24 protein-coding genes are annotated in these 24814 nt (G+C 65.4%); 9 read left to right on the forward strand and 15 right to left on the reverse strand.

Annotated features, from left to right (window positions below):
• Window positions 1-15: 15 nt before the first annotated feature.
• Both QCE88_RS36675 and eutC read left to right on the forward strand, forming a co-directional pair.
• Window positions 16-1404: an ethanolamine ammonia-lyase subunit EutB gene (locus tag QCE88_RS36675; RefSeq protein ID WP_309910507.1), complete on the forward strand. Its 1389-nt coding sequence runs from the start codon at window positions 16-18 to the stop codon at window positions 1402-1404.
• Window positions 1401-2186, forward strand: coding sequence for an ethanolamine ammonia-lyase subunit EutC (eutC, locus tag QCE88_RS36680; RefSeq protein WP_309910509.1), 786 nt, complete (start codon window positions 1401-1403; stop codon window positions 2184-2186). Before QCE88_RS36675 ends, eutC begins: the two co-directional genes overlap by 4 nt.
• Here eutC and QCE88_RS36685 read toward each other — a convergent pair.
• The 3 genes from QCE88_RS36685 to QCE88_RS36695 form a co-directional block, all read right to left on the reverse strand.
• Window positions 2183-4036 (reverse strand): sigma-54-dependent Fis family transcriptional regulator, encoded by a 1854-nt coding sequence (locus QCE88_RS36685; protein WP_309910510.1) that lies wholly within the window; start codon window positions 4034-4036, stop codon window positions 2183-2185. The two genes, eutC and QCE88_RS36685, sit on opposite strands and share 4 nt — an antisense overlap.
• 150 nt (window positions 4037-4186) lie before the next feature.
• The gene (locus QCE88_RS36690; protein ID WP_309820442.1) at window positions 4187-4360 is read right to left on the reverse strand and encodes a DUF1328 domain-containing protein; all 174 of its coding nucleotides are present in this window, start codon (window positions 4358-4360) and stop codon (window positions 4187-4189) included.
• Window positions 4361-4527: 167 nt separating this feature from the next.
• Window positions 4528-5664, reverse strand: coding sequence for an OpgC domain-containing protein (locus QCE88_RS36695; protein WP_309910511.1), 1137 nt, complete (start codon window positions 5662-5664; stop codon window positions 4528-4530).
• A 306-nt stretch (window positions 5665-5970) separates the two neighbouring features.
• Here QCE88_RS36695 and QCE88_RS36700 point away from each other — a divergent pair, with 306 nt between their 5' ends.
• Together QCE88_RS36700 and QCE88_RS36705 are read left to right on the forward strand one after the other, a co-directional pair.
• Window positions 5971-6729, forward strand: a complete 759-nt coding sequence (locus QCE88_RS36700; protein ID WP_309910512.1) for a TerC family protein — start codon at window positions 5971-5973, stop codon at window positions 6727-6729.
• Between the two features lie 319 nt (window positions 6730-7048).
• Window positions 7049-8155 (forward strand): acyltransferase, encoded by a 1107-nt coding sequence (locus QCE88_RS36705; protein ID WP_309910513.1) that lies wholly within the window; start codon window positions 7049-7051, stop codon window positions 8153-8155.
• 111 nt (window positions 8156-8266) lie between these two features.
• Here QCE88_RS36705 and QCE88_RS36710 read toward each other — a convergent pair whose 3' ends face one another.
• The gene (locus QCE88_RS36710) at window positions 8267-8521 is read right to left on the reverse strand and encodes a hypothetical protein (RefSeq protein WP_309910514.1); all 255 of its coding nucleotides are present in this window, start codon (window positions 8519-8521) and stop codon (window positions 8267-8269) included.
• A gap of 40 nt (window positions 8522-8561) precedes the next feature.
• On the opposite strand from QCE88_RS36710, the gene QCE88_RS36715 reads away from it, so the two are divergent.
• Window positions 8562-8948 (forward strand): hypothetical protein, encoded by a 387-nt coding sequence (locus QCE88_RS36715; RefSeq protein WP_309910515.1) that lies wholly within the window; start codon window positions 8562-8564, stop codon window positions 8946-8948.
• On the opposite strand, the gene QCE88_RS36720 is transcribed toward QCE88_RS36715, so the two are convergent.
• The 7 genes from QCE88_RS36720 to QCE88_RS36750 form a co-directional block, all read right to left on the reverse strand.
• Window positions 8905-9306, reverse strand: a complete 402-nt coding sequence (locus QCE88_RS36720; protein WP_309910516.1) for a DUF4186 domain-containing protein — start codon at window positions 9304-9306, stop codon at window positions 8905-8907. The two genes, QCE88_RS36715 and QCE88_RS36720, sit on opposite strands and share 44 nt — an antisense overlap.
• A gap of 7 nt (window positions 9307-9313) precedes the next feature.
• Window positions 9314-10036 carry a precorrin-4 C(11)-methyltransferase gene (gene cobM / locus QCE88_RS36725; RefSeq protein WP_309910517.1) on the reverse strand — a complete coding sequence of 241 codons (723 nt, stop codon included), beginning with the start codon at window positions 10034-10036 and terminating at the stop codon, window positions 9314-9316.
• On the reverse strand, window positions 10033-10767 hold the full coding sequence (locus QCE88_RS36730; protein ID WP_309910519.1) for a cobalt-precorrin-6A reductase: 735 nt from the start codon (window positions 10765-10767) through the stop codon (window positions 10033-10035). The genes cobM and QCE88_RS36730 overlap by 4 nt, the downstream gene beginning before the upstream one ends.
• Before the next feature lie 37 nt (window positions 10768-10804).
• Window positions 10805-12016, reverse strand: coding sequence for a precorrin-6y C5,15-methyltransferase (decarboxylating) subunit CbiE (gene cbiE, locus QCE88_RS36735; protein ID WP_309910521.1), 1212 nt, complete (start codon window positions 12014-12016; stop codon window positions 10805-10807).
• A 381-nt stretch (window positions 12017-12397) separates the two neighbouring features.
• Window positions 12398-12850 carry a type VI secretion system tube protein Hcp gene (locus QCE88_RS36740; RefSeq protein ID WP_309910523.1) on the reverse strand — a complete coding sequence of 151 codons (453 nt, stop codon included), beginning with the start codon at window positions 12848-12850 and terminating at the stop codon, window positions 12398-12400.
• 49 nt (window positions 12851-12899) lie between these two features.
• Entirely contained in the window at window positions 12900-13448 is a 549-nt protein-coding gene (locus tag QCE88_RS36745; protein ID WP_309910524.1) for a hypothetical protein, read from the reverse strand.
• Window positions 13435-13842, reverse strand: a complete 408-nt coding sequence (locus tag QCE88_RS36750; RefSeq protein WP_309910525.1) for a DUF3592 domain-containing protein — start codon at window positions 13840-13842, stop codon at window positions 13435-13437. The genes QCE88_RS36745 and QCE88_RS36750 overlap by 14 nt, the downstream gene beginning before the upstream one ends.
• A 639-nt stretch (window positions 13843-14481) precedes the next feature.
• Between QCE88_RS36750 and cobG the strand changes: the two genes are divergently transcribed.
• From cobG to cobJ, 4 genes are read left to right on the forward strand one after another with little or no spacing between them, the layout of a single operon-like run.
• On the forward strand, window positions 14482-15771 hold the full coding sequence (gene cobG / locus QCE88_RS36755) for a precorrin-3B synthase (RefSeq protein WP_309910527.1): 1290 nt from the start codon (window positions 14482-14484) through the stop codon (window positions 15769-15771).
• The gene (locus QCE88_RS36760) at window positions 15764-16390 is read left to right on the forward strand and encodes a precorrin-8X methylmutase (RefSeq protein WP_309910528.1); all 627 of its coding nucleotides are present in this window, start codon (window positions 15764-15766) and stop codon (window positions 16388-16390) included. The genes cobG and QCE88_RS36760 overlap by 8 nt, the downstream gene beginning before the upstream one ends.
• On the forward strand, window positions 16387-17115 hold the full coding sequence (locus tag QCE88_RS36765; protein ID WP_309910529.1) for a precorrin-2 C(20)-methyltransferase: 729 nt from the start codon (window positions 16387-16389) through the stop codon (window positions 17113-17115). Before QCE88_RS36760 ends, QCE88_RS36765 begins: the two co-directional genes overlap by 4 nt.
• Window positions 17103-18770 carry a precorrin-3B C(17)-methyltransferase gene (gene cobJ, locus QCE88_RS36770; RefSeq protein ID WP_309910530.1) on the forward strand — a complete coding sequence of 556 codons (1668 nt, stop codon included), beginning with the start codon at window positions 17103-17105 and terminating at the stop codon, window positions 18768-18770. Before QCE88_RS36765 ends, cobJ begins: the two co-directional genes overlap by 13 nt.
• Here cobJ and QCE88_RS36775 read toward each other — a convergent pair.
• The 4 genes from QCE88_RS36775 to cobN all read right to left on the reverse strand — a co-directional run bounded on the left by QCE88_RS36775 (window position 18703) and on the right by cobN (window position 24808).
• Window positions 18703-19236: a type VI secretion system amidase immunity protein Tai4 gene (locus QCE88_RS36775; protein ID WP_309910532.1), complete on the reverse strand. Its 534-nt coding sequence runs from the start codon at window positions 19234-19236 to the stop codon at window positions 18703-18705. The genes cobJ and QCE88_RS36775 overlap by 68 nt on opposite strands.
• A gap of 102 nt (window positions 19237-19338) precedes the next feature.
• Entirely contained in the window at window positions 19339-19911 is a 573-nt protein-coding gene (locus QCE88_RS36780) for a VWA domain-containing protein (RefSeq protein ID WP_309911035.1), read from the reverse strand.
• A gap of 104 nt (window positions 19912-20015) precedes the next feature.
• Window positions 20016-21035 (reverse strand): ATP-binding protein, encoded by a 1020-nt coding sequence (locus QCE88_RS36785; RefSeq protein ID WP_309910534.1) that lies wholly within the window; start codon window positions 21033-21035, stop codon window positions 20016-20018.
• A complete protein-coding gene (cobN, locus tag QCE88_RS36790) occupies window positions 21032-24808 on the reverse strand; it encodes a cobaltochelatase subunit CobN (protein ID WP_309910536.1) in 3777 nt (1258 codons plus the stop codon). Before cobN ends, QCE88_RS36785 begins: the two co-directional genes overlap by 4 nt.
• Window positions 24809-24814 lie beyond the last annotated feature (6 nt).

Genomic DNA, 24814 nt, shown 5'->3' on the forward strand with positions numbered 1-24814 from the left:
GTGCAAGGAGAAGCGATGAGCTATCACGAGACGATCGGCGTGCGCCGCTACCGTTTCGACGACCTGAAGACGCTGCTCGCCCGCGCCAGCCCGCGACGTTCCGGCGACGAGCTCGCCGGTCTCGCGGCCGCCACCGAGGAAGAGCGCGTGGCTGCCAAAATGGCGCTGGCGCAGGTCCCGCTCGCCGCCTTCCTCGACGAACCGCTGATTCCCTACGAGGACGACGAAGTCACGCGGCTGATCGTCGATACGCATTCGCGCGACGCCTTTGCGCCGGTCGCGCACCTGACAGTCGGCGCCTTCCGCGAATGGCTGCTCGCCGACAGCACCGATACCGCCGCGCTCGAAGCCGTCACCCTCGGCATCACGCCGGAAATGGCCGCCGCCGTGTCCAAGCTGATGCGCAACCAGGATCTGATCCTCGCCGCCAAAAAGCGCCCGGTCGTCACGCGCTTTCGGACGACCGTCGGCCTGCCCGGCCATCTCTCCGTGCGCCTCCAGCCGAATCATCCGACCGACGATCCCAAAGGCATCGCCGCCGCGATGCTCGACGGCCTCTTCTACGGCTGCGGCGACGCGGTCATCGGCATCAATCCGGCCTCCGATTCGCCGGCGGCCATCGGCACGCTCCTCACGATGATGGACGACTTCCGCCAGCGCTATGACGTGCCGATGCAGTCCTGCGTCCTCACGCACGTCACCAACACGCTCGCGGCGATCGAACAAGGCGCGCCGGTGGATCTCGCATTCCAGTCGATCGCGGGCACCGAACGCGCCAATGCGAGCTTCGGCGTGTCGCTCGCGCTGCTCGCGGAGGCGCGCGACGCGGCGCTGTCGCTCGGGCGCGGCACGGTCGGGGACAACGTCATGTACTTCGAGACCGGGCAAGGGAGCGCGCTGTCGGCGAATGCGCATCATGGCATCGACCAGCAGACCTGCGAGACGCGCGCCTATGCGGTGGCGCGCCGCTTCGAGCCGCTGCTGACGAACACGGTGGTCGGCTTCATCGGTCCGGAATACCTGTACGACGGCCGGCAGATCATTCGCGCAGGACTGGAGGATCACTTCTGCGGCAAGCTGCTCGGCGTGCCGATGGGTTGCGACATCTGCTACACGAACCACGCCGAAGCCGATCAGAACGACATGGACACGCTGCTGACCCTGCTCGGCGCGGCGAACGTGAATTTCATCATGGGCGTGCCGGGCGCGGACGACGTGATGCTCAACTATCAAAGCACCTCGTTCCACGATGCGCTTTATGTCCGTCGGCTGCTCGGCCTCAAGCGCGCGCCCGAGTTCGAAGCGTGGCTCGCAAAAATGCGCGTCACGGATGCGCACGGCGGCTTGCTTGCGCGTCCGTCAGGCGCGCCCCGTCAACCGCTGCTCGACTGGATCGACGCATGACTACGCCACCCCGCCAGGACGATCCGTGGGACGCGCTGCGGCGTTTCACGCATGCCCGCATCGCACTGGGCCGCGCGGGCAGCAGCCTGCCCACCGCGCCGCTGCTCGCGTTCGAACTCGCGCACGCGCAGGCGCGCGATGCCGTCCACCAGCCGCTCGATACCGGCGCGCTTGCCGAGGCCATCCGCGCCGCGGGGTTCGACACACTCGACATGCCGAGCGCGGCGCCCGATCGCGCCACTTATCTGCGTCGTCCGGATCTGGGGCGCGTGCCCGGCGAGACAGGCGACGCGCGTCTCGCCGATTACGCAAAGACCCTGCATGACGCGCCCGACCTGGTGTTCGTGGCGGCGGATGGACTGTCCGCCGTCGCCGCGCAACGCCACGTCGCGCCGCTGCTTGCGAGCCTGCGGCCAGGCCTCGACGGCTGGCGCATCGGTCCCGTGGTGATCGCCACGCAGGCGCGGGTCGCGCTGGGCGATCCCGTCGGCGAGCGCTTGCGGGCGCGGATGGTGGTCGTGATGATCGGGGAACGGCCGGGCCTCAGTTCGCCGGACAGTCTCGGGCTCTATGTGACGTATGCGCCGCGCGCCGGCCGACACGACGCCGAGCGCAACTGCATCTCGAACGTGCGCCCGGAGGGCCTGCCCTACGACGCCGCCGCGCACAAGCTGATCTGGCTGCTGAACGAAGCGCGCCGCCTCGGACTGACCGGCGTCGGGCTGAAGGATCACAGTGGCGCGCTGCCGGCGCCTCCGAGTCCGGGCGCGCTCGAAGACTAGCCCCGCAGCTTGCGATACACCGTCGTGCGCGACACGCCGAGTTCGCGCGCCGTCGCCGACACATTGCCGCCGTGCGCCTTGAGCGCCGCCGCGACCGCGCCGGCTTCGATGTCCGCGAGACGCGCTCCTGAAGGCAGGACCGGCACGCATGCCTGATCGCCCAGTGGGACGTCACCGAACTCATCCACGAAATCGTGCGGCAGATGAGCGACGCGGATATGAGTGTCGTGGTCGTCGAGCATCGCGCAGGCCGTGCGCAGCACGTTGCTCAACTGTCGCAGATTGCCCGGCCAGGGATGCCGCGCGAACAGCGCGAGCACGGCCGGATCGATTGCGACCGGGCGTCCGATGAAACGCTCGTCGCGCAGCATCTTGTCGGCGACCGCGCGCAGGTCGCTTCGCTCGGCAAGCGGCGGCAGCGACACGGAGAGCCCGTTGACGCGGTAATACAAATCTTCGCGGAACGTACCCTGCGCGACGCATTCGCGCAGCTTGCGGTTGCTCGCGCAGACGAGCATGAAATCGACCGGCACCGCGCGCGCCGCGCCGAGCGGCTCGACCACGCGCTCCTGCAGCACGCGCAGCAGACGGCTTTGCAGCGCGAGCGGCATGTCGCCGATTTCATCGAGGAACAACGTGCCGCCGTTCGCCTGCACGATCTTGCCCGTCGCGCCGCGTTTGGCCGCGCCGGTAAAGGCGCCCGGCACATAGCCGAACAGCTCGGATTCGATCAGCGTCTCGGGCAGCGAAGCGCAATTCACCGCGACGAACGGCCCCGCGCGACGCGGCGAATCGGCGTGAATTGCGCGTGCGAGCATTTCCTTGCCCGCGCCCGTCGGCCCGCCGATCAGCACTGGAATGTTCTTGCCGATCACCTTGCGCACGCGCCCGGCGATGTCCTGCATGCGTGCGTCGCCGGTGCAGAGCGCCGCGAGTGCCGACGACACCGGCTCGGCCACGGTCACGGCCACGCTCGTCGACGGCCGTTCGCGAAACTCGATGCTCGCGAACACGCCGACGCCGCTATGCAGCACCAGCCGCCGCGGCGCATCGCCGGGACGTCCGATCAGCGTCTCGACGCCCTCGCCAAACAACGTCTCCACGGTCTGCGCGCGCAGGCTGCGCAGATCGAGCCCGAGCTGGAATTGCGCGCTGCGATTCGCGCACAGCAGACGGCCATCGAGTTCGAAGACCGCGATGCCCTCCATCAGCGTGCCGATGAATTCAGGGCGGCTGTGGAAGCGAATGCGCAGTTTGTCTCCGAAGGCGCTGGCAATCAGCCGGTTTTCGATCGTCTGCCCCGACATCTTGACGAGCGCCATCGTGTGCTGGTGATAGCCGCGCCGGTCACCGGTGACGTCGAGGACGCCGGACAGGTTGCCGAGCGGATCGAGGATCGGCACGCTCGAGCAGGTCAGGAAATGATTGGCGCGCAGATAGTGCTGGTCGCCGTGGACGGTGACGGCCGCGCATTCCGCGATCGTCGTGCCGATGGCATTCGTGCCCTGATGCGCCTCGTTCCAGATCGCGCCGGCACGCAGCGCAACCTTTTCGGCGCGGGCGAGGAAGTCGTCGTCGCCGAACGAATGCAGGATCAGCCCATCCGCATCCGTCAGCGCAATCATGCTGTGGGTGTTCGCCAGCTGCGCATACAGCGTCTCGATGACCGGCAGCGCGTGCGCGCACAGCGTGCGGCTCTCGTCGAGCTTGACGGCGAGTTGCGCGCCGGATAGCACGGCGTAATCGGGGCGCATCGTTTCAAACAGCCCGAAGGTGGCCGAACGCTCGTGCGAATGACGGATGAGATCGCGCTGCGCAGGCTGCAAGGCCGCGCCGATGGCGTGCTGCATCGCCTTCCTCCTTGTCGGTTCAGCGCGGCTGCCGGCTGGGCAAAGCGCCAGCCGTTGCCGCGTGAATGTCTCCTCGCGGCAATGTAACACCGCGACGGGACATGGGTCGATCCGAGGAAGCACGCGTAGGCGGCATGGCGCCGCCTGGCGCTACAGCACGAGCGAGCCTGCTGAAATCGCGATGACCAGGAAGATCACGAACAGAATCAGGAAGATGAAGAAGCAGATCTTCGCAATGCCCGCCGCGCCGGACGAGACGCGCGTGAAGCCGAAAAGGCCTGCAACGACGGAAATGATTGCGAAGAGAATGGCGAGTTTGAGCATGGTGGTTTCGGTTTTTTTGTCGTGATAACCGGTCTGTATGCAAACAGCGTGCCACCAACGCTTTTCCGCATCAATTCAATGGCGCGTTGCGAAAAAGACGGTTAGTTGCCAGCACGTCCCGAAAAAAAACGGGCAAAGATTGCCCGCTTTCCGCCCCTTTTCTGCCCTCAACGTCCGCGCGTATCCGCGGCCACTCGGGCGGGCACCGGTTTGGAGATCGGCCGACGGCTGCCGAGCCAGCCCGCCACGGCCTGATGTACGCGCGGCACGGCGAGCAGCGCGCCAATGGCCAGTGCATCGGCGGCGAGGCCTGCCGGCACGTCGATGAGGCCATCGGTCAGCGTGAACAGGATGGAGTCGACGACCAGCGAAATGACCGTACCCGCGACGAACGCCACCATGCCGTCGCGCCCTACCGCGCCGATCCACGGCAGGCGGTTCGCGATCGCCTTCACGACGCCGTAGCGCGCGAGATTGGCGCAGATCCACGCGATAGCCAGAAAATTGACGATGCGCGGCCCGGCGAGATCACGCTTGAAAGCGCTGTCCAGCACCGGCGGCAGCACGAGCAGTTTGTAGTAAGCCATGCCGGCGATCAGCGCGACCGCGCCCGCGCTGACGATCCAGCCAAGACGATGCGCGCTCACCCGCTGATAAACGGGCTGACAGCGCGCCAGCACGCCGAGCACGAACATCAGTTGCCAGGCGGCGGGATTGAAATCCCACAGGTTGTCTTCGGCGGAAGGCAGATACTCGCCGATGGCCGGCGCGAACGCCCACAACGCGAGACTCAAGCCCAGCAGAATCCAGGGCTTGGTGCGCGCGAGCGGCAGCATCAGCGGCACGGCCAGCGCGAACAGGGCGTACATCGGCAGGACGGCGGCCAGATAGGGCTGGCGCTCGAAGGTGAGAATCTGCGTAATCGACGACACCGGCTCGGCCATCAGGCTGTCGAGATCGTGCAGCGCGAGATTCGGCGCGTGGCCGAAGAACGGTCGCAGCAGGAAGGACGCGGCCAGCATCAGCACGGCGGTGATGAGGAAAGCGCGATATAGCTCGAACGCGCGCTTCACGAAGCGGCGGCGCGCGACGCTCTCGGAGCGGCGCTCGGCGAGCGAGACATAGGCGGTGGCCGTGGCGAAGCCGCCGAGAAAAACGAAGACTTCGGCGGCGTCATTGAGCGCGAACGCATGCAGGGTGAAGCGCGACACCATGCTGCCGCCGATGTGATCGACGACGATGATGAGTAAAACCAGTCCCCTGAAGAAGTCCAGCTCGACCAGACGTTGTGATTTTCCCTGCATGCGAAGTGTCGTTTTTTCCCGTAAAGCAGGAGGTGTAGGCGGCCGGATTTTCAGCCGGCTCGAAAGGGTTGGAGTTTACCCTTAAATTCGATCCAGCCGCACTGCGAGAGATGCAAGAATCCGTTTCAAATCCGGTATTTGTGGCCAATCGGCCATATTTGATTGCAAGACACGACCCGGTTGGCAAAAGCTCGCTATCGTGTGGCGCTTCGATTCGAATGAATATTTCAAGTTCCTTTCATTTTAGGAATCGAGCAGGTTAACATCCCGCCATTGCCGCCAATCCGCTGACAAGGCCCGCACCGCATGGACTATCTTCTCGCCCTTCTCGCCGATCCCGCCGCCTGGGCCGCGCTCGCGACGCTCGTCGTCATGGAAGTCGTGCTCGGCATCGACAACCTCATCTTCATTTCCATCCTGACCAACAAGTTGCCCGAGGCGCACCGGGCTCGCACGCAGCGCCTGGGCATCGGCCTCGCGCTCGTGATGCGGCTCGGCTTGCTCGGCACGGTCGCGCTGATCGTGCGGCTCACGGCGCCGATCTTCGAAGCCTTCGGGCACGGCTTCTCGTGGCGTGACCTGATCCTCATCGCGGGCGGCGTGTTTCTCGTGTGGAAGGCCACCACCGAGATTCGTCATCACGTCACGCATGATGCAGACGGCCACGCCGGCGGGAACGCGGGCGGACGTCTGACGCCGCTGTCGGCCATCGGCCAGATCCTGCTGCTCGACCTCGTGTTTTCCATCGACAGCATCGTGACCGCGGTCGGCATGACCGAACACATTCCGATCATGTTCGTCGCGGTGATCGCCGCCGTGGCCGTGATGCTGTTCGCGGCCGGGCCGCTGTCGCGCTTCATCGAACGTAATCCGACTATCGTCATGCTGGCGCTCGGCTTCCTGCTCGTGATCGGCATGACGCTGATCGCCGAAGGCTTCGGCTCGCATGTGCCGAAGGGCTACATTTATGCGGCGATGGCGTTCTCGGCACTGGTGGAGGCGCTCAACATGCTCGCCCGGCGTGCGAAAACGCGTAAGGCAAGCTCGAGCGCAGTCAGGGATTGAGCGTGTTGCGGTCGAGGCATCCCGGACGCATGTGGGCCACTGCGTCCGAATTGCGCACGCTCGCTCGTCGCGGCCACGAGCATCCTGCGCGTGAACGGAAAGGCAGTGTTCGCTCTGATCGACACCAAACAGCGTCGCGTGTGCCTTGATGACCTCACGAACAAGCAAACGGCCCGGTCGCGTAAGCCGATCGGGCAGTTTCGTTCGTGCTGACCAATTCAACAAGCCAGCTCAAGGCGGGTGATTACTTCATCTAGAATCCGGGGTTCGACACATTCATCGCCGCGGGCCGCAAAGGCATAGTCCGTGACCCAGGAAAATGAGCCTTCAGACCGCCCTTGACAAACGCCAGAATAACTTTGACCTGCTGCGGCTTTGCGCCGCCCTTGCAGTCATGGTCGGCCACTCGTTCTGGATACAACCGCATCACGGACGGGTCGAGCCCATCCTTCAGCACACTGGACTTGAATACTCCGGCAGCCTTGCGGTTTATACATTCTTCTTTTTGAGCGGAATGCTGGTGTCCTCCAGCTTCGAGCGACAGACGAATGTCATCCGTTTCGCCGCGCTGAGGCTGACACGGATCTACCCGGCGCTGATCGTTTGCGTTGCGCTCACCGCATTCGTGATTTATCCCGCACTCGCCGACTCTGGCCTCGCTTCAACCCTGTTTGGGCATGATGCGATCGAATACTTCGCGAAAAACACGTGGCTGTTCTCAGGCGTACAGTGGACGCTGCCCGGAATCTTTGAAACAGCGCCGATCAAATCCGTCGTCAACGGATCATTGTGGACGCTTCCGTTAGAGCTCGAGTGTTACCTTCTGGTGTTGATCTCGGGCGCCTTCGGATGCCTGCATTCCCGAGCGCGCATGATCATCTTTGCCGTCATCGCAAGCGTGGCATTTGCCTACCTTCTTGCGCACGGATCAAGCTTCGGTCCGCTGCAAGCGCTCACGAACAAGCCAACTGGCTATTCTTTTTACCCCGCTCCGTTTTTCCTGCTCGGCATGGTCTTATACGTCTTCCGTTCACATGTGAAGACGAATTGGGGGGTGCTTATCGTGCTCTTCGTGGCTTACGCAGTCTTTCGCAAGAGTTCAATCGCAGCGCCCTTTTTCTACGTCACGTTTGTCTATCTGCTGTTGGCTCTCGCGATGACGCCCTCGCTTCATAGCCTTGTGCCAAAGCACGATTATTCCTACGGCGTGTATCTTTGGGCCTTTCCTGTTCAACAAATTGTCGCGACCCGCTATCCCGAGATGGACAATCTGGTGTCACTCGCGATCGCGGTGCCAGCCACTGTAGTCATCGCCGCACTCTCCTGGCATGTGGTCGAACGGCCCTGCATTCGCTTCGCGCACTCGAGATTCGGGCGCCCGCGAACTAACACGACAATTCACGACGGGTCCACCCGATCAAACTGAACGATACGCCGAGTGCGTAATTGTCACGATCGCCAGAGAGGCACGCTGGACGACACGCGCGAAAACGCTTGGGTCGTGTTCATGCCCGTGTGGAAGCCGTTCGAGCGTGCGCTACCGTGCCTGGATCTGCCGCTCTTCCGACAAGCGTTGTGACAGCAGCTTTTCAAACTCGTCGATCCAGTTTCGCGGAGAAAGGACTTGCCGCACTCCCGCTCGTGACACGCAAACCATCCGGGTCGCGTGAAAGGGGGTGATCAGTTCAAGCCTGAGTTCGACGTCGAAAGACTCCAGGCTCAATCCGTGACGCTCGCAGACACTCCGGAAGGACTCGAATTCCGCATCCTTCAAGCTCGATCGATCGAACATGACTCCATTGCCTGATTAACGGGTTGCTGAAAATCCTAGCATGCCGCCAGACATCTCCGAAGTTTTGCGCGACACGCGTGAGTCTCTGAACGTGGCGCGGGTGGAGGCGGAGGCGGAGGCGCAGGCGCAGGTGCAGGTGCAGGTGCAGGTGCAGGTGCAGGTGCAGGTGCAGGTGCAGGCGGAGGTGCAGGCGCAGGCGCAGGTGCAGGTGCAGGTGCAGGTGCAGGCGGAGGCGGAGGCGGAGGCGGAGGCGGAGGCGGAGGCGGAGGCGGAGGCGGAGGCGGAGGCGGAGGCGCAGGTGCAGGTGCAGGCGAAGGTGAAGGCGCTCAACCTGCTCGCCCGGCGCGCACGAACGCGCGGCCCGGCAAACGCCACACTGACCGTCAGAACAGGCTGCGCTGCGGGCTCTCAGGCTCCGCGGGCATAGCGGCCGGGAGCGGCTGCGTCCGCAGCCAGCGCTCGATCGCATCGACCACATGCCGTCGCTCGAGCGCATCCAGCGCCCGGCCCGCCGGGATCTCATGCCACTTGGCAAGACAGGAGCGGCAGCACGTCGCCGTCGCATGCTGCGCGATGAACACCGGATGCCCGCGCATCGGCGTCTGCTTGCCGTCGTTGGGCGGCGCCGGCGGCGCGAGACGTTTGCCAATCATGTCGTGCGCCTGCGCGATCACCGTCTCGATGCCCTTCTCGCCCAGATACTTCCCCTCCCGCACGCCAAGCGCAAAGCGCCGCCTGAACGCCGATCGGGCGAGCGCGGCGAAGACTGCGTCGAGATCGCGCATGGCCGGCTCAACTGCCGTAGAGCGTGGAGTCTGTGAAGCCGTCGGCGGACAGCACGCGGCCGACGAGCACCATCGCCGTGCGTTCGACGCCCGCCGCGCGCACCTTTTGCGCGATGTCCGCGAGCGTGCCTTCGATGCGCGTCTCGTCGGGCCAGCTCGCGCGAAACACCACGGCCACCGGACAATCCACGCCGTAATGCGGCACCAGGTCAGCGACGATACGCTCGATGTGACGCACGCCGAGATGAATCGCGAGCGTCGCGCGGTGTCGCGCCAGGTCCGCGAGCGCTTCACCCGGCGGCATGGCCGTACGGGTGGCGTAGCGCGTGAGGATGACCGTCTGCGAGATGCCGGGCAGCGTGAGCTCGCGCCGGAGCGCCGCCGCCGATGCGGCCGTCGCCGTCACGCCGGGCACGATCTCATAGGGGATGCCGAGCGCGTCGAGCCGGCGCATCTGCTCGCCGATCGCGCCGTACAGCGATGGATCGCCGGAATGCACGCGCGCCACGTCCTGCCCGGCGACGTGCGCGTCGTGCAGCAGCGCGACGATCGTATCGAGGTCGAGTTCGGCGGTATCGATGCACTTCTCCGCGCGATGACCGGCGAGCACGTCCTTCGGCACGAGCGAACCCGCATAGAGCAGCACGGGGCACGTGCGGACCAGCCGCTGGCCTTTCACGGTGATGAGTTCGGGATCGCCGGGTCCGGCGCCGATGAAATAGACAGTCATGCTTTGATCGAGGATTGAAGCGCCAGGGCGTCGAGTATTTCAGCGACGGTATCGAAACTGCGGTCGCCGGCGGGCAGATCAGGACGCGCGAGCATGATGACCGGCAGGCCGCGTTCGCGCGCAACCGTCAGCTTCGCTTCGGTCGCGCGTCCGCCGCTGTGCTTGCTGATGACGACATCGATGTGGGCCGCATCGAACAGCGCGCGTTCGCCTTCGATGGAAAACGGGCCGCGCGCGTCGATGATCCGCGCGCGAGCGTTGCCCGCATGCGCTTCGAGACAGCGCACGGTCCAGTATTGCGATGCGGGAATTTCGTCGAGATGCGCGAGCGGTTCGCGCCCGAGCGTGAAAAGCGGCCGGCCGAATCCGGCGATGCCGGCCACGATGCCGTGCCAGTCGTGGACGAAGCGCCAGTCGTCGCCGGACTGTGCGGGCCACGCGGGACGGCGTACGGCCCAGAGCGGCACGCCGGTGGCGTCGCAAGCGGCGCGCGCGTGACGGCTCATTTGCGCGGCATACGGATGCGTTGCATCGACGACCAGCGCGATGTGCGCGTCACGCAGATAAGCGCCGAGCCCATCGATGCCGCCGAACCCGCCTACACGCACCGTGCACGCCAGATCGTCCGGTACGCGCCCGAGGCCCGCGAGGCTATAGACGTGACCGGCGGGCAGTGCGCGCGCGAGCGCGAGCGCGTCGCCGGTGCCGCCCAACAGGAGAATGCGCTTCATGTCGCGCCAGCCTTGCTGGAGAACGCACGCAGGGCGCTCATGGCTTGCTCCCTTGCAGCAGCGTGATGGGCAGCGCCTGGCGCCAGGTATCGAAACTGCCGAGCGGCTCTGCCTGTGCGACAGCGATACGCGTCAGTTCGCCGCCGTGACGCGCGCGCCATTCGACCAGCGCCATCTCGCTTTGCAAGGTGACGGCATTGGCGACGAGCCGTCCGCCCTGACGCAGGCGCGACCAGCACGCATCGAGCACGCCGGGCGTGGTCAGCCCGCCGCCGATGAACACGGCGTCCGGCGCGGGCAAGCCCTGAAGCACGGCGGGCGCCTCGCCCTTCACGAGTTGCAGCGCGGGCACGCCGAGCGCGTCGCGGTTGTACTCGATGAGCCGCTGCCGGCTTTCATTCGCTTCGATCGCAATGGCACGGCAGGCCCGGTGCGCCCGCATCCATTCGATGCCGATCGAGCCGCAGCCCGCGCCCACGTCCCACAGCAATTCGCCTGGCTGCGGCGCGAGATGCGCCAGCGTCACGGCACGCACCGCGCGCTTGGTGAGCTGGCCGTCGTGCCGGTAGGCGTCGTCGGGCAGGCCGGGCGTCAGCGGCGGTCCGGCGTGGCCGGCGTGCGTGCGGCAGTCGATTGCGATCAGGTTGAGTGCGGCAACGCGCGGCTCGCGCCAGTCGTCGGCCCGTTCGTCGATACGGCGCTCGCTTGCGCCGCCCAGATGCTCGAACACGCTCATGCGGCTCGCGCCGAAACCATGCGCGGTGAGCAGCGTGGCGACTTCGGCGGGCGTGGCGCCGTCGGCGCTCAGGACGAGCAGACGCGCGCCGCGATGGACGTCGGCAAGCAGGGACGCCGCCGGCCGGTTGACGAGCGACACGCACGCCACGTCCTGAAGCGCCCAGTGCAGGCGCGCTGCGGCCAGCGACAGCGACGACGGCGCGGGCAGCACGCGCATTTCGTCGCCGGCGACTTCACGCGCGAGCGTTGCGCCGACCCCGAAGCACATCGGATCGCCGCTCGCGAGCACGCAGATGCGGGTCTTGCCGTCGCCGCGTTCGGCGAGCACGGCGTCGATGGAAAAGGGTCGGGGCCACGGCACGCGGCGCGCGGCGATGCGGGGCGGCAGCAGCGCGAGATGACGCTCGCCGCCATGGATGGCCTGCGCTTCGACGAGCGCGCGGCGCGCGGCGCGGGACAGGCCGTGCCAGCCGTCCTCGCCGATGCCAACGACGGTCAGCCAGGTCGACATGCGGCATCTCCTCGTTGTGGATCTGGCCTTGGGTGGTGACCCGTGCGGTGCGGCGCGCAAGGGGCCGATGGGGCCGGATGGTCGGTAAAAGCGGGCATGATACAGGTCCGCCGGGGGCTGGGTTGCCCTTCCAAGTGCACGGTTCGGGTGTTATGCCGCGCGAGCTTCGTGAAGGCGCGTCAATCTTGAAGGCCCGACGAAACGACTCTCATAGATTACATGCGTCCGTCCCGTTTTCCGTGGTCTGAATCAAATCGAAGCAGAGAAGGCAGTGGGCGGCGGGCTTGATTCAGGAACGCGCACCGCTCGACTGTGACGCGGCACAAGGGCACACAGGAATGTTCCGTCCGACGGGGTCGGCATAGTAATGACACGGCTCGCTTAGGTGCGAAGGTCAAACAAGGCGGTTACGGTTCCTCCCTTCTGTCCCAGGTTCGTCAACAGAACATACTCATATTTCATTCGAACAAAAGAAAGCGCGACGCGTTCAACGATGATGCCGCCCGCGCCGACTGGTTCCACGGCCGTAACCCTCACATCAACCATGCTCCACCGCATGAATTCCTGCGGCGTTCCTCCGGCCATACGTGAAAACAGCGCGGCGTTAGGGATGTGCTGACCTACGGCACAGTACTTGGCCAAATTCGGGCTGGCGCGATCCAGGCCATGAACGAACTCCACGTCGCGAATGGCTGCTCGCGGTCCACTTTGTTCACCAAAGCGCGATGCGCCGGACGCCTGATGCAGCGACCACTTGAAAGAGATGACATCAATCGCTTTGGGTACGCTCTGCGATTCGCCTTCGATGCCGTCAACAAGGACAAAAGTTTCCATGCATTCCCTTTCTTGAACGATAAGAATTCATAATGCGCGTCAAATAATTTCAACCGTGAGAGACAAAGCCGATCGACGAGGACAAGCCCACTCCGTCAATCAAACCTTCGCTGATACCCTTCATGACAATCATGGCCTTGGCGTTTCTCGCTGCCATACCGACCAAGGCCGGACAGGCAGCGCACGCAAGCATCAATGCCTCCGGAATGCCCATGTGCATGACTGTGTAAGCCTTGGCGATCAGCAACCCGCCACCCAACTCGGCGATGAACGCGCCGCCGCGAAAGTCAGTTGCCGACAGTTCTTCGCCTTGAAAAGAGTCGTTCTTAAAAACGACTCCTTCGCCCCAGAAATCCGTGGTCGAGCCGGAGCCAGTCAACCCGCGACGTTTTGGCAAGGGCAAATCGGGAAGCTGGAACTGCTTTGGTATTCTCAGACTAAGAAGACTGATTCCAAACGTGGAAAAGCTGAAACGATGAGATAGGTTCGCAGGATCATCCAGCAAGAGTATGCCGCGCGCAGCGGATAAAGGGCCCAACGCTCCGGCCACGCTGGCACCGGTGTTATACCGCCAACGACTCTTCTTATAATTGATCATTCTTCGATCCGAAGTTCAGCAGGGACTTCCCCATCAGTCCAGATACCACCACCACGACGCCAAAGATGAGCGGCATGAAATCAAACAGGTTCAGTGTCTGGTTCACCTTCGGTTGCATATCGGGCGCGCGGCGCAGATAACGCACTTCAAAGCGATCACCTGCTTCCACTGGGTAGGTGCTGCTGCCGGGGAAAGTGACGGTTACGCCCTTGTCCGTCGTGAAAGAGACTTCCGGGTGGTAACCACCATGATTCAACTTGACGACTTCGCCCACAGTCACTGTGGATTCGAGATAAAAATCAATGTCCATCCACGTCAATTGACCAAATATCGCGATCAGGCATGCGCCCAGAAAAACAGTCACCCAATCGACACGGGCTGTGTTTCGTTTCATGACCTCAGACGCGGTTCCATGTGTGCGGGATGTCCCACCTTCCTATCCATACGATTCCAACTTGACTGTGACACAGCCTGATTCGATAAAACCAAGATTGCCGCGCCGTGTTCCGCTTTGCATCGTGCGAAAGGACTTCTGGACGGGCAAATGCATCATGGGTCACGTCTCCGTGTCATCAAACAATCCGTCAAAAATATCGCGATAACAAAAGCCTGTGTGTCGCTTTGTGTCACGAATTCAAATGCCGCCTGAAGAAAATGCCCGCACACATACAAGCGCAAGAAATGCTTGCCCAACAGCCTTGACTCATTTCTTCAGCGGCCATCGAATCGCGCTAATGACCCGCATCCTGATGACATTCATGCGCCCATGCGTGCATGCCGAGCACCGGTTTGGGGCACGATGTTCGATGTTAGAATTCGGACCTGCCTTGCCTGACAAGGCTTTGCGGCATATTTTGGGAACGCCGGCGGAGCCTGGAAATTGTACGCAGCGAGTCCGTGCCACTGCCGCACATGAACCCCTGGCGCGAATGACGACCTGCGAGCCTGGCGACTTGCCAACCGAACGTTTTCGCGCGACGCCAACCGGACCATGTCATCCGGTTCGCACATCACCTGCGAAACCTCACGGGCCATGCCTTTGAATTCACTCGACCATCCCGTGCCTGCGACCGCACCCCGCACCTCCGCGTGTCCGGGGCTGATGCGTGTCGTGCCCGCGCGCGATGGCGGTCTCGCGCGCCTGCGCCTGACGGGCGGCGCACTGAGCGCCGACGCCGCCCGAGCCGTGGCGCGCGCGGCGCGCGAGTGCGGTTCCGGGGTGATCGAAGTGACCAATCGTGCGAACCTGCAACTGCGCGGCATTCGCGCCGACGCCCACGCGCGCCTCGTCGACATCGCTTCCGCTGCGGGCCTGGCGCCCGCGACCGAAAGCGCCGACGACATCCGCAACCTGATGCTGAGCCCGCTCGCGAGCGACGCCACGCGCACACTCGCTGCCGATCTCATCGCCGCGATGCAGGCCGATGCCGCGCTGTATGCGCTGTCGCCGAAATTCGCGCTGCAGCTCGATGGCGGCGAGCAACTCGCGATGCTCGATCATCCGCATGACGTGTGGCTTGCCGCGCTCGATGGCGGCGCGCGTTTCGCCTTCGGTCTCGCCGGCACGATTCCACGACACCAGCACGATGCGCCCGCGCTCGGCGTGATTCCTCGTAACGATGTCGTCCCCTTCGTGACCGGTGTACTCCGCCGCTTCCTTGCGCTTGCACAGCCCGACGAGCATCGCATGCGCGATCTGCTGGCGCGGGCCGGCACACATGCCCTCGCCTTCCCCGAGACGGAGACGGCGTTGCATTCCTGGCGACGCGCCTCGTCCGACGCCACGCGGCGCCTCGGCGCGCACGCCGATACGAATACGAAAACGAACGCCTACGCCGGCGCACAAGCCCCGCTTGGACGCCTCGACGCCGCCACACTCGATGCCCTCGCCGCCCTTTCGACGACCTACGCCTCGGGCCGTCTTGCGATGACGCCATGGCAAAGCGTGCTGATCCCTGACCTCGCGCCGCACGCCGCACACGACGTCCTGCGTGAACTGCGCGCGCTGGGCCTCGCCACGGAACCGCGCGACCCGTTCGCGCGCCTGATCGCGTGCGCCGGTTCCGCCGGCTGCGCCAAAAGCCGCGCGGACACGAAAGCCGATGCCCAGCGCCTGGCCCCGCTCCTGCCTGCGCACGCCTTGACGCAGGTGCATCTGAGCGGCTGCGAGCGTTCGTGCGCGGCGGCGCATCCGGTCGAGGCAACGCTGCTGGCGCGCACGCCGGGACATTACGACCTTTATCGCGGCGAGCATCTCGCTGCCTGCAACCTGACTATCGAAGAGGCGGCCGAACGGCTCGCCCGGAGCACGACCGATGCTTGACTACATCCGCGACGGCGCGGAGATCTATCGCCAGTCGTTTGCGACGATCCGCGCCGAAGCCGACCTCGCCGCCGTCCCCGCCGATCTCGAAAAGCTCGCGGTGCGGCTGATTCATGCCTGCGGCATGGTCGATATCGTGAGCGACCTGCGCTTCTCGCCCGGTGCGGGCCTGGCCGGCCGCCGCGCGCTCGCGGCCGGTGCGCCGGTCCTGTGCGATGCGCGCATGGTCGCCGAAGGCATCACGCGTGCGCGCCTGCCGGCGGCCAACCGCGTGATCTGCACGCTCGCCGATGCCTCGGTTCCCGACCGCGCCCGCGCGCTCGCCAACACGCGCTCGGCCGCGGCGCTCGAACTCTGGCGGCCGGACCTCGAAGGCGCGATCGTCGCGATCGGCAATGCGCCGACGGCCCTGTTCCATCTGCTCGACATGCTCGACGCCGGCGCCCCCCGGCCCGCGCTGATCCTGGGCTTTCCGGTGGGATTCATCGGCGCGGCGGAGTCGAAGGCGATGCTCGCCGCCGACAGCCGCGGCATCCCGTATGTCGCGCTGCTCGGCCGGCGCGGCGGCAGCGCGATGGCCGCCGCCGCCGTGAACGCGCTGGCCTCGGAGGTCGAATGATGAGCGGACGTCTCTATGGCCTGGGCGTCGGTCCGGGCGATCCGGAACTGCTCACGCTGAAGGCGCTGCGCCTGCTGAAGGCCGCGCCGGTGGTCGCGTATTTTGTGGCGAAGGGCAAGAAGGGCAACGCGTTCGGCATCATCGAGTCGCATCTCGACGAGGCGCAAACCCGTCTGCCGCTCGTCTATCCGGTCACGACCGAAGCGCTCGAACCGCCGCTTTGCTACGAGACCATCATCAGCGCGTTCTACGACGACGCGGCCCTCGACATCTCGGGCCATCTCGAATCCGGACGCGATGTCGCGGTGATCTGCGAAGGCGATCCCTTTTTCTATGGCTCGTACATGTATCTGCACGACCGCCTCGCGACGCGTTTCGAGGCAGAGGTCGTGCCCGGCGTGTGTTCGATGCTGGGCGGCGTCGCAGTGCTCGGCGTGCCGCTGGTGTATCGCAACCAGAGTTTGTCGGTGCTGTCCGGCGTGTTGCCGGAAGCGGACCTGAAGCGCCGTCTCGAAGCCGCCGACGCGGCCGTCATCATGAAGCTCGGCCGCAACTTCGAGAAAGTGCGCCGCGTGCTGGCCGAACTCGGCCTCGACGACCGCGCGCTCTACGTGGAACGGGCGACGATGGCGAATCAGCGCATCGTCGCGCTCGATGAAGTCGATCCGATGGCGTCGCCGTATTTCTCGCTGCTCGTCGTGCCGGGGAAGAAATGGCAGGCTTGACGGGCGTGACTGCGCCGGCGATCGTCGTATTGGGCAGCGCCGCGCTCGACACCGCGCGACGCATCCAGGCGCAGGTTCCCGGCGCGCTCATCCATGGGCTGGCGAGCCGCGTGGATCCGCACGCCGCCGACATCGCCTATGACGATTTCGGCGCGCACCTGCGTTCGCTGTATGCGGCGGGCACGCCGGTGGTCGCGCTGTGCGCCGCGGGCATCGTGATCCGCGCGCTCGCGCCGTGTCTTGCCGACAAGGGCGCGGAACCGCCGGTGCTGGCCGTCGCCCAGGACGGCAGCGCGGTCGTGCCGCTGCTCGGCGGCATCAGCGGCGTGAATGTACTGGCACGCGAGATCGCCGCGTGCTTGCAGGTCGCGCCTGCCATCACGACGAGCGGCGAACTGCGCTTCGGCCAATGCCTGCTCGCGCCGCCCGAGGGCTATGCGCTGGCGGACCTCGAGCAAGGCAAGCGCTTCGTGTCCGGGCTGCTGGCGGGCGAGACGACGCGCATCGAAGGCCACGCGCCCTGGCTCGACGACACGCCGCTGCCACGCGCCGCCGACGCGCGTCTCACCGTGCGCATCACGCCGTATGGCGCGGCCACGGCCACGCCGGACAGTCTCGTGATTCATCCGCGCTGCGTGCTGGCCTGGATCGACGATGCGGGCATCGCAGACGATATCGCGGAACGTGTGCGCATCGCGTTGCGCGAACGCGGACTCGCGCCGCTCGCGCTGGCCGCGCTGATTGCCCCCCCGTGGCACGCATCACTCGAAGCGCTCACCGATGCCGCGCATGCGCTCGGCGTGCCACTGCGCCTGTGCGATGCCGCGCCCTTCGACGTTGCCGGCTCGAACGGCGTCGCGCTGCACGTCGCGGATAAGCCGGTCGATGCGCTTGCCATCGGCCGTATGCGCGGCACGTTGACGGTGCTGGGCCTCGGCCCCGGCAGCGCCGACTTGCTGACGCCGGCCGCGCGCCGTGCGCTCGATGAAGCGCAGGACGTGCTCGGCTACGAAACCTATGTGCGCATGGCCGGGCCGTTCCGCGACGACCAGCGCGCGCACATGACCGACAACCGCGAGGAATTGCAGCGCGCGCGACATGCGTTCGAACTGGCGAGCGAGGGACGGCGTGTGGTCGTGGTGTCGTCGGGCGATCCGGGCGTGTTCGCCATGGCCGCGGCGGTGCTCGAAGCGCTCGACAACGGCGGCGCCGATCGTACTGACTGGCACGCGGTGAAGCTTGCGATCGTGCCGGGCGTGTCGGCCTCGCTGGCGACGTCGGCGCGGGCGGGCGCGCCGCTCGGTCACGACTTCTGCGTGCTCTCGCTGTCCGACAACCTGAAGCCGTGGAGCGTGATCGAGAAACGCATCGCGCATGCCGGCGAGGCCGATCTGGTGATGGCTTTCTACAACCCGCTATCGAAGGCACGGCCCTGGCAATTCGACCGCGCAATGGAGATCGTCAGGCAGCATCGACGGACGGAGACGCCAGTCGTCTTGGGACGGGACATCGGCCGTCCGGGGGAACGCCTGCGCATCGTGACGCTGGGCGCGCTGACCAGCGATCTCGTCGATATGCGGACGATGGTTATCGTCGGATCATCAACCACGCGGACGGTGGGCGACTGGGTTTATACGCCGCGGTGGTATGAGTGAAGCGTCCGTGTGAGGGTGAGTGGATGCGGCGGTTCGGGTCGATCACCATGGCCTTCACCAGACGGTCCAGATCCTCGCTGTGATACAGGTCGAGGCATTTGAGGAAGTCGAAGCGAATGTCGAGGCCGTTCGTTTCGGCTTCGGCAAGCGGGCTGTGATAGTCCCGTTCAAGGTAAGCCTTCACAAGTGACGTGATGGCCTGGGGCGTCCGGTCGAGATCGTAGTAGGTCCAGTCACGCAGCGCACTGACGCTGCTTCCGGAATCGATTCGTGCGTCCGCGCTGCTGTCGTAGGCCGTTGCGATGCAGGTAGCCAGCACCATGTCTCTGTAGTTGTCGGCGTAGGTGCGTTGGGGCGCTTCCGGCGAGTCGGCGGCAACTGGAGAGCCGATAAACGCCATGCAAGCCATGAAGCGTCGTAGAACCGTTGCCGCACGCCGCGACTCGGAAGCAACAGATTGATGCATGCAGCGGTCTCAGCGGAAGTCAGATTGAGCGGCATTCTGGTCGCGAATCGATTCACTGACAATGACGCGAAGGCTTTCTGCGACGAATTCAGAAGAATCGCATCACCCCGTCGACACAGCGTCCCCCGCCGTCACATACTCCGCATCCCACGCCTGCGCAAACGCCCTGCACCGTCCCACGCGCACCAAATGCTCATCAAAATCCACGACCACAATCCGGTCCGCATCCCGTGGCCGATCCGGCTGCTCATTGGTCCGCCCGTCCGTCAGCAGCCACAGCGAGCGCCGCTGCGATGGCCTGCGCCGTGCCGCACGCGTCAGCAGCGCCGAAGCACGCGCAAGCCCGAGCGCGAGCGGCGTACCCCCGCCGCCGCCGATCGGCGCGATCCAGCGCTCGTTGAAGACATGCGCCGCGCCCGGCTGACGACGCACTTCAGCACGCCCGCCGCCGAAACACACCAGCGCAATCTCCGCACGCTCGCGATACGCGCGATCAAACATTGCGACGAGCATGCCCTTCGCGCGCGCGAGACGTTCGCCCGCGAGCATCGAGGCCGAGCAATCCAGCACGAAACAATGCAACGCAGCGGCTTCGCCTTGCTTGCGTCGAACCCGCAAATGCTCCGGCTGAAGACGCGCCGCGCGCCGGGCGCGTAACGTAGCCGGCCAGTCGATGGACACGCTTGCATCGCCCTCACGCGAGACATGACGGCCGGGTGAACGCGCCGCTTTCCATCGAAGACGATGCTCTCCGGCATCCGCGTCAAGCCTTCGATGGTTCAGGCTTTTTTTGCGGCGAGCGGCCTTACGTGCTTGATCTTCGTGATGCCGGCAGGCTCGGGCGGAAGATGGCCCCAATCGCTATCGCCGGAATCAGCTTGGGTAGGCGCCGGATCGCGGTCCGGAGGCGGCAAGGAAGAAGAAGACGCAGACGCTTCATCCTCGCGCCTGCGATGCCGCAACACCGCATCCGCCACCCGCTCCACATGCGTGACCGTGACATCGGCGGCGCCTTCCAGCGCCGCCAGCGCGCGCGCCGCGCGCAGCATCACGAGGTCGGCGCGCAGTCCGTCCACATGCGCCGCAATGCACAGTTCGCTCACACGCGCGTGAACGCCGTCGTCGAAAGTGAAGGAGGCGAGCGCCGCGCGCGCCGCATGAATGCGTGCATGCAGCGCCGCCTGTGCCGCTTCATGTCGCGCACGAAAGGCTGCGGGATCGGCATCGAATTCGAGCCGCGCCTTGACGATCCGCTGGCGCACGGCCGCGTCGAAACAGTTGCTCATTTCCACCGCCAGCCCGAACCGGTCCAGCAGTTGCGGCCGCAATTCGCCCTCTTCCGGATTCATCGTGCCGATCAGCACGAAGCGCGCGTCATGGCGGTGCGAAATGCCGTCGCGCTCGACGATGTTCACCCCGCTCGCCGCGACATCCAGCAACTGATCCACGAGAGGATTCGGCAGCAGGTTCACTTCATCGACATACAGCACCCCGAGATGCGCCTTCGCGAGCAAACCCGGCGAGAAGCTCACGCCGCCGTCACGCAACGCGCTCTGCAAATCCAGCGTGCCGATCAGTTGCTCCTCGCTCGCACCGAGCGGCAGGCTCACGAGCCGCCCCTCCGGCAACAGTTCGGCAAGCGCGCGCGCGGCCGTGGACTTCGCCGTGCCGCGCGGCCCGCTGACCAGCACCCCGCCGATCGACGGATCCACCGCCGCCAGCAACAGCGCCTGCTGCAAGCCGTCCTGACCGACGAGCGCAGCGAACGGAAATACCGGAGAAGAAAGAGGTGGATTCAAGACTGTCGGCCCTCGATGCGTTGCTCGACATCGAGCAGATGCCGCTCGACCTGGTCGCGATAATCAGCGGGGTGCTGCCACAGACCGCGCTCCATGGCTTCGAGCAGCCGCTCGCAGATCGATTGCAGCGCGTGCGGATTGTGCCGCGCGATGAAGTCGCGCGTGGCGGGATCGTTCACATAGGCATCGGTGACGAGCGCGTATTGATGATCGGACACCACGCGCGCGGTCGCGTCATAGCCGAACAGGTAATCGACCGTCGCGGCCATTTCAGACGCGCCCTTGTAGCCGTGCCGCTTCACGCCGTCGATCCATTTCGGATTGACGACCCGCGCACGGACCACGCGCGCAATTTCCTCATGCAGCGTTCGCACGCGGGGCGCGGCGGGATTGCTGTGATCGGCGTTATAGGCCTGCGGCTGCACGCCGGACAGATAGCGCACGGCCGCGACCATGCCGCCCTGGAACTGGTGATAGTCGTTCGAATCGAGCAGGTCATGCTCGCGGTTGTCCTGGTTCTGCAACACGACATCGAGCGTCGAGAGCCGCGTGCCAAAACTTGCGCGCGCCTCCACGCCATCGCCGGACTGCGCATACGCATAGCCGCCCGTGCTTTGATAAGCGGCGGAGAGATCGGCGTCCGTCTGCCATTGCTTCGCGTCGATCAGTTCCTGAAGGCCCGCGCCATACGCGCCCGGCTTCGTGCTGAACACGCGCCAGCCCGCTTGCCGCCGCGCCGCGTCGGCGTCCATGCCGCGCGCCATCAGTTCGTCGCGTTCGCGCAGGATGCGCGCGCGGATCGGATTGACGTCGGCGGGCTCGTCGTCGAGGGCGGCCACGGCCTGCACGGCGGCGTCGAAGAGATGCATCAGGTTCGCGAAGGCGTCGCGGAAAAAGCCCGACACCCGCAGCGTCACGTCGATGCGCGGCCGGTTGAAGATCGAGATCGGCAGGATCTCGAAGTCCGTCACGCGATGGCTGCCCGCCGCCCACTTCGGCCGCACGCCGATCAACGCAAACGCCTGTGCGATGTCGTCGCCGCCGGTGCGCATCGTCGCCGTGCCCCACACGGACAAGCCAATGGCCCGCGGAAAATCGCCGTGATCCTGAACATGCCGCTCGACCAGCGCATTCGCCGACTTGAGTCCGAGCGACCAGGCGGATTGAGTCGGCAATGCGCGGGTATCGACCGAATAAAAGTTGCGGCCTGTGGGCAAGACATCGGGACGGCCGCGCGAAGGCGAACCGCTCGGACCCGGCGGCACGAAGCGTCCTTCGAGCCCGCGTTTCAGTTGCAGCAGTTCCTGCGGTCCGCAGGCATCGAGGCGCGGTAGCACCTCGCGCCGCAAGCGCCCGAGCACCAGCGACGCATGCGCGCCGGGCGCCTCCTGTGCGTCGTCCGACAATAGTTGCATCGCTAACCATTCGAGGCGTTCGCGCGTGTCGCCATGATGCCGCCACGGGGCATCGCTCAATGCCATTAGCGCCGACGGACGCGGACCCGTCCATGGCGCGGCCCAGTCCGAGTCGAGCGGGTCGAAGCCATCGCCGAGTTGCAGATCGCGTGCGAGCGCCGTGATGAGACTGGCGTTCGCGCCCTGTGCATCGCCGACAGGAAAGCGCCCGAGCGCCAGCAGCGTGTCGCTCCGCTGCGTGCCCTCCGGCGACACGCCGAAGACATGCAGGCCGTCGCGGATCTGCGCTTCCTTCAACTCGCAGAGATAGGCATCGGCGCGCGTCAGCAACGTGTCTTCGCCCGCGATGTCGCGCGGAGCATCGAGCCCGAGTTCCTCATGCAGCCGGTTCTCGACGATGGTCCTGAGAATGGACTGGCGCAACAGCTTTGCGCGGCGCACATCCACCATCAGCGCTTCGTAGTATTCGTCGACCTGCCGTTCGAGGTCCTGCAAGGCCCCGTAGTTCTCCGCGCGCGTGAGCGGCGGCATCAGGTGATCGATGATGACCGCCTGCGCGCGGCGCTTGGCCTGGCTGCCCTCGCCCGGATCGTTGACGATGAACGGATAGAGATGCGGCATCGGGCCGAGAATCGCATCGGGCCAGCATGATGAAGACAACGCGACGCTCTTGCCCGGCAGCCATTCGAGATTGCCGTGCTTGCCGACGTGCACGATCGCATCCACCTGGAAACGCATGCGCAGCCAGAAGTAGAACGCCAGATACGCATGCGGCGGGACGAGTTCAGCGTCGTGATAGCTCGCGTAATCGTTGCGTTCGCGCGAACGCGCGGGCTGGATGCCGACAAACACTTCGCCGCAGCGATACCCCGCGATCATGAAGCGGCCACGCCGCACGGTGGGATCGTCTTCCGGCGCGCCCCAGACAGCTTCGAGCGCGGCGCGCGCGTCGGCGGGCAGCGTGCGATACGCGTCGAGGTAATCCGCCATCGACAGGCTCTGCAACGCGGGCCGCAGGTCGCGCACGAGCGGGTCGTTGGTCACGCCTTCCGTCAGCATGCCGATCAGCGCGTCGCCATCTGCCGGAATCGGGCCGACGCGATAGCCTTCGCGCGCGAGCATCGACAGAATGCCGATGGCCGATGCCGGCGTATCGAGCCCGACGCCATTGCCGATGCGTCCCTCGCTGGCCGGATAGTTCGCCAGCACAAGCGCGATACGCTTCTGCGCATTCGGCGCCTGGCGCAGCCTGCACCAGCGCCGGCTCAGTTCGGCGACGAAACGCACGCGTTCCTCGTCGGCCTGATAGCGCACCACATCGACCTGTGTGTGCTTGCAGTGATACGCCAGACCCTTGAAGCTCACCGCGCGCGTGATGATGCGGCCATCGACTTCGGGCAGCGCCACGTGCATCGCGACATCGCGCGAGTTCAGGCCATGATTGGACTGCTGCCAGTCCTCACGATTGCCGCCGCTCAGGATGACCTGCAGCACGGGTGCATCGCCCGCGACTTCGAACGCCTCGCTCTCGCCGATCACGCCCGCCGCGAATGCCGTGGTATTCAGCACGAGCGCCGCGTGATGTTCGGCGCAGACGCGCTCGACCACTTCGCGGCTCACGCTGTCCTTCAGCGATGCAATGGCGATCGGGAGCGGGTTCAGGCCTTCCCGTTCGAGCGCTTCGACGAGTGCATCGAATACGGCCGTGTTGCCCGATTGCAAATGCGCGCGATAGAACAGGATGGCGACGACCGGTGCGTCCTTCGTCCAGCGCGCCTGCCAGTCCGCGACCGTGGCGATCTCGTGTTCCGGATGATAGATCGCTACCGCGGGCAGCGCGGCCGGCGGCGGCGGTTCGGTCCCGTAATCCAGAGCACGCCGCGCGATGGCGCGCAGGAACGCTTCCGCATTGCGCGCGCCGCCTTCGCGCAGATAGCGCGAGAGTTGACGGCAGAACGCCGGGTCGACGGTGCTTCTGGCGATCAGGTTCGGGTCTTCCGTGAGATCGCCCGAGAACATCGCGAGCATCTGGCGCTGCTGGTTCGCCAGCGTCACGAGGCGCTCGATGCCATACGGCCAGTACGATTCGCCGCCGAGATGATCGACGACCACGACCTGTGCGTGACTCAGGACATCGTCGACGTAGAAATCGACGGAAGCCGGCTGGCGCAGGAACGCCTGATTCGCGAGCCGCACCTCGGGGAAACCGGGCTCCAGACGCGGCACCACGCTTGCCAGCAAGGCAAGCGTGGTATCGGCGGAACTAAGAATGACGATCGGCGCGCGGGTCTGCTCGATGCGCATGACGCCCTGCGCGTCGTCGACGAAACCGCCCGGAGTCGTGCGCAGCAGATGCATGGCGGG

Source organism: Caballeronia sp. LZ035 (assembly GCF_031451175.1).
Lineage (GTDB): Bacteria > Pseudomonadota > Gammaproteobacteria > Burkholderiales > Burkholderiaceae > Caballeronia.